The 3,505-nt window shown below is 63.7% G+C and carries 2 protein-coding genes and 1 pseudogene; all 3 read left to right on the top strand.

Features of this window, described 5'->3' with window-relative positions; all coding sequences use genetic code 11:
- A pseudogene (locus tag EN984_RS27055) lies at positions 1-688 on the top strand (DNA repair protein RecN); the annotation flags it as partial.
- Between the two features lie 111 nt (positions 689-799).
- Positions 800-3,004 (top strand): NAD-dependent DNA ligase LigA, encoded by a 2,205-nt coding sequence (gene ligA, locus EN984_RS27050; protein ID WP_127270946.1) that lies wholly within the window; start codon positions 800-802, stop codon positions 3,002-3,004.
- Positions 3,004-3,505, top strand: a 502-nt coding sequence (locus EN984_RS27045) for a TIGR02453 family protein (RefSeq protein WP_127384083.1), incomplete at its 3' end; no start/stop codon positions are given. The genes ligA and EN984_RS27045, both read left to right, overlap by 1 nt.

Raw genomic sequence — 3,505 nt, 5'->3', positions numbered from 1 at the left:
GGCCGATCTCGCCGATCTCGATGCCGGCGAGGAGCGCCTGCATGGGCTGGAAAAGCAGGCCACCGCCGCGCGCGAGACCTACGACATTGCCGCCGCGCAGCTGTCCTCGCTGCGTCATGCGGCGGCGGTCGGCCTGACCAAGGCCGTGATGGCCGAACTGCCGGCCCTGAAGCTCGAACGCGCCGCCTTTATCGTGGAAATGAAGAGCGAGGCCGAGAGCCGCATGGAAGAGGGGATCGACCAGATCGAGTTCTGGGTGCGCACCAATCCAGGCACGCGGCCCGGGCCGATGATGAAAGTGGCCTCCGGCGGCGAGCTTTCGCGCTTCCTTCTGGCGCTGAAGGTGGCGCTGGCCGACCGCGGTTCGGCGCCGACGCTGGTGTTCGATGAAATCGACACCGGCGTGGGCGGTGCTGTCGCCGACGCCATCGGCCAGCGGCTGGCGCGACTGTCGAAACGCGTCCAGGTGCTGTCGGTGACGCACGCACCGCAGGTGGCGGCACGCGCGGCGACGCATTTCCTGATCTCCAAATCAGGCACCACCGACCGTGTCGCCACAGGCATCGCCGAGATGGACCGGCCGGCGCGGCAGGAAGAGATCGCGCGCATGCTGGCCGGCGCCACCATCACCGATGAAGCGCGCGCGGCCGCCGAACGGTTGCTGCGCGAGAACACCACAGCTGCATAAGAACGGCTGATGTCAGGGATCGAGTCAGGATATGGCTCCATCCTGCTGTTCAGGAATGATTTTCTTGAAATGCTGATCTATTGTGTAGCGCCACCGTTCGGGGAAGAAAGCATGTCCGAAAAACCAGTTGATGCCCTGACCGAAAGCGAGGCCGAAGCCGAGCTGAAGCGGCTGGCGGAAGAGATCGCCGAGCACGACCGGCGCTACCATACCGAAGATGCGCCTGTTATCACCGATGCGGAGTATGATGCGCTCGCACGGCGCAACCTTGCCATCGAGGAGCGCTTTCCGGCGCTGGTGCGCGAGGATTCGCCATCGCTCAGGGTCGGAGCCGCTCCGGCGGAAGGCTTTACCAAGGTGCGCCATGCCGTGCCGATGCTCAGCCTTGCCAAGGCCTATACCGACGATGACGTCACGGATTTCATCGAACGCGGGCGGCGGTTCTTCGATCGCGACAAGGAGCTCGACATCGCCTTCACAGCCGAACCGAAGATCGACGGGCTGTCGGCTTCGCTGCGTTACGAAAACGGTGTGTTCGTGCAGGGCGCGACGCGTGGCAACGGCGCCGTTGGCGAAGACATCACCGCCAATTTGAAGACGATCGCCGATATTCCAGCGAAGCTGAAAGGCTCGGGCTGGCCCGAAATCATCGAGATCCGCGGTGAGGTCTACATGACCTATGCGGAATTCGAGGCGCTGAAGCAGCGATCGGCTGCGGCCGGCGGCCAGGACTACGTCAATCCGCGCAATACGGCGGCCGGATCGCTGCGCCAGAAGGATCCATCCGTCACCGCCAGCCGCAACCTCAAATTCTTCGCCTATGCCTGGGGTTACACGACGGCTGATCCCGCTCCGACCCAATATGATTCGGTGCAGAAATTCGCCGAGTGGGGGTTCAAGATCAGTCCGCTGATGGTGCGGGCGAAATCGGCCGAGGAGCTGATCGCGCATTATCATCGGATCGAGGAGCAGCGCTCGGCGCTCGGCTACGATATCGACGGCGTCGTCTACAAGGTCGACCAGCTGGAGTTGCAGCGCCGCTGGGGTTTCGTCACCGGCGAACCGCGCTGGGCGGTCGCGCATAAATTTCCGGCCGAACAGGCGATGACGACCGTGCAGAAGATCGACATCCAGGTCGGCCGTACCGGTACGCTGGCGCCGGTTGCGCGGCTGGCGCCGGTCACTGTCGGCGGCGTCGTGGTCGAGAACGTCACGCTGCACAATGAGGACTACATCAAGGGCCTGGACTCGACCGGCGAGCCGATCCGCGACGGCATCGATGTGCGCATCGGCGATACGGTCGTGATCCAGCGGGCAGGCGATGTCATTCCGCAGATCGTCAGCGTCGTCATCGACAAGCGGCCTGCTGATGCGGTGCCTTACGAGTTCCCTCACACTTGCCCGATCTGCGGCTCGCCGGCGACGCGCGAGATCAACGAAAAGACCGGCAAGGAAGATTCCCGCCGGCGCTGCACCGGCGAACTGATCTGCCCGGCGCAGGCGGTGGAAGGATTGCGCCACTTCGTGTCACGCGGCGCCCTGGACATCGAAGGCCTCGGCGCGGAGAACATAGACACGTTCTTCAATGCGGGATTGATCAAGACCGCCGCCGATATCTTCACGCTCAGGGATCGCCGTCCGGCCGTCACCAGGGCGCTGGCCGAACGCCGCGAGGAGCAGGCAAGGCAGCGCGAGGCCGCATCGGGCAAGACGCGCAAGAATGTGCGCAGCGTCGAGGATCGCAACTATGAGGGCCTCGACAAGCTGTTCGCCGCCATCGACTCGCGCCGCGAGCCGGAGCTCGACCGTTTCATATTCGCGCTCGGCATCCGCCATATCGGCGAAACGACGGCCGCCGTGCTTGCCCGCACCTTCTCGACCATCGAGGAGATGATCCGGGTCGGCAAGGAGACAGCGGCAGCGGAGGATCCACACACGGTTTTCCCCTCGGTCAACGGCATCGGCGATACCGTGATCGATGCGTTGCGCGACTTCTTCGGCAATGAGCGCAATGACGACGTGCTTGACGCGTTGCTCCGCCAAGTCAAGCCGAAGCCGTATATCGTCAACGTCTCGGCCGACAGCGAGGTCGCCGGCAAGACGGTCGTGTTCACGGGCTCGCTGGAGAAGATGACACGCTCCGAAGCCAAGGCGATGGCGGAGCGCCTGGGCGCCAAGGTCGCGGGCTCGGTTTCGGCAAAGACGGATCTGGTGGTCGCCGGGCCGGGTGCCGGCTCCAAGCTCAAGCTCGCCAGCGAACTCGGCATCGAGGTGATCGACGAGGATGGCTGGCTGGTACGGATCGGCAAGGCGTGATGGAAGGCGCATTCAAGGGTTTCGGCCCGAAAGCCATTCCGTTCCTGAAGGCGCTGGATTTCCACCAGAGCCGAGAGTGGTTTTTGGAGAACCGTGACCTGTTCGAACAGGAATTGCGCGATCCGCTCAGTGATCTCGTGGACACGCTGACCGAACGCTTCCAAGAGGCCGGGCTCGGCCTGCGCGGTGATCGCAAGAAGTCGCTGTTCCGCATCAATCGCGACGTGCGCTTCGCCAAAGACAAGCGGCCCTACAACAGGCATTTGTCGGCCATCCTGTCGCCCGACGGCACCAAGATGGAGCAGGGTGTGTTCTACGTGCATATCGGGCTTGAGCGCTGTTTTGCCGACATTGCCTGGTGGCAGCCGGAACCGGCGCTGCTGCTGGCGATGCGCAAAGCCATCGCGACAAAGCCGGACAATTTTCGCGGCCTGGTGGCGGCGTTGAAGAAGAACCGGCTTGAACTCGAGACCGAAGGCCGTATGAAGCGTACGCCATGCG

Origin of the sequence: Mesorhizobium sp. M7A.F.Ca.CA.004.12.1.1, from assembly GCF_003997835.1 — a bacterium.
Taxonomy (GTDB): Bacteria; Pseudomonadota; Alphaproteobacteria; order Rhizobiales; family Rhizobiaceae; genus Mesorhizobium.
This window is presented reverse-complemented; position numbering and strand designations above follow the sequence as displayed.

Coding starts and splice junctions, on each gene's coding strand:
- ligA (WP_127270946.1), top strand. CDS start 800: ATGTCCGAAAAACCAGTTGATGCCCTGACCGAAAGCGAGGCCGAAGCC.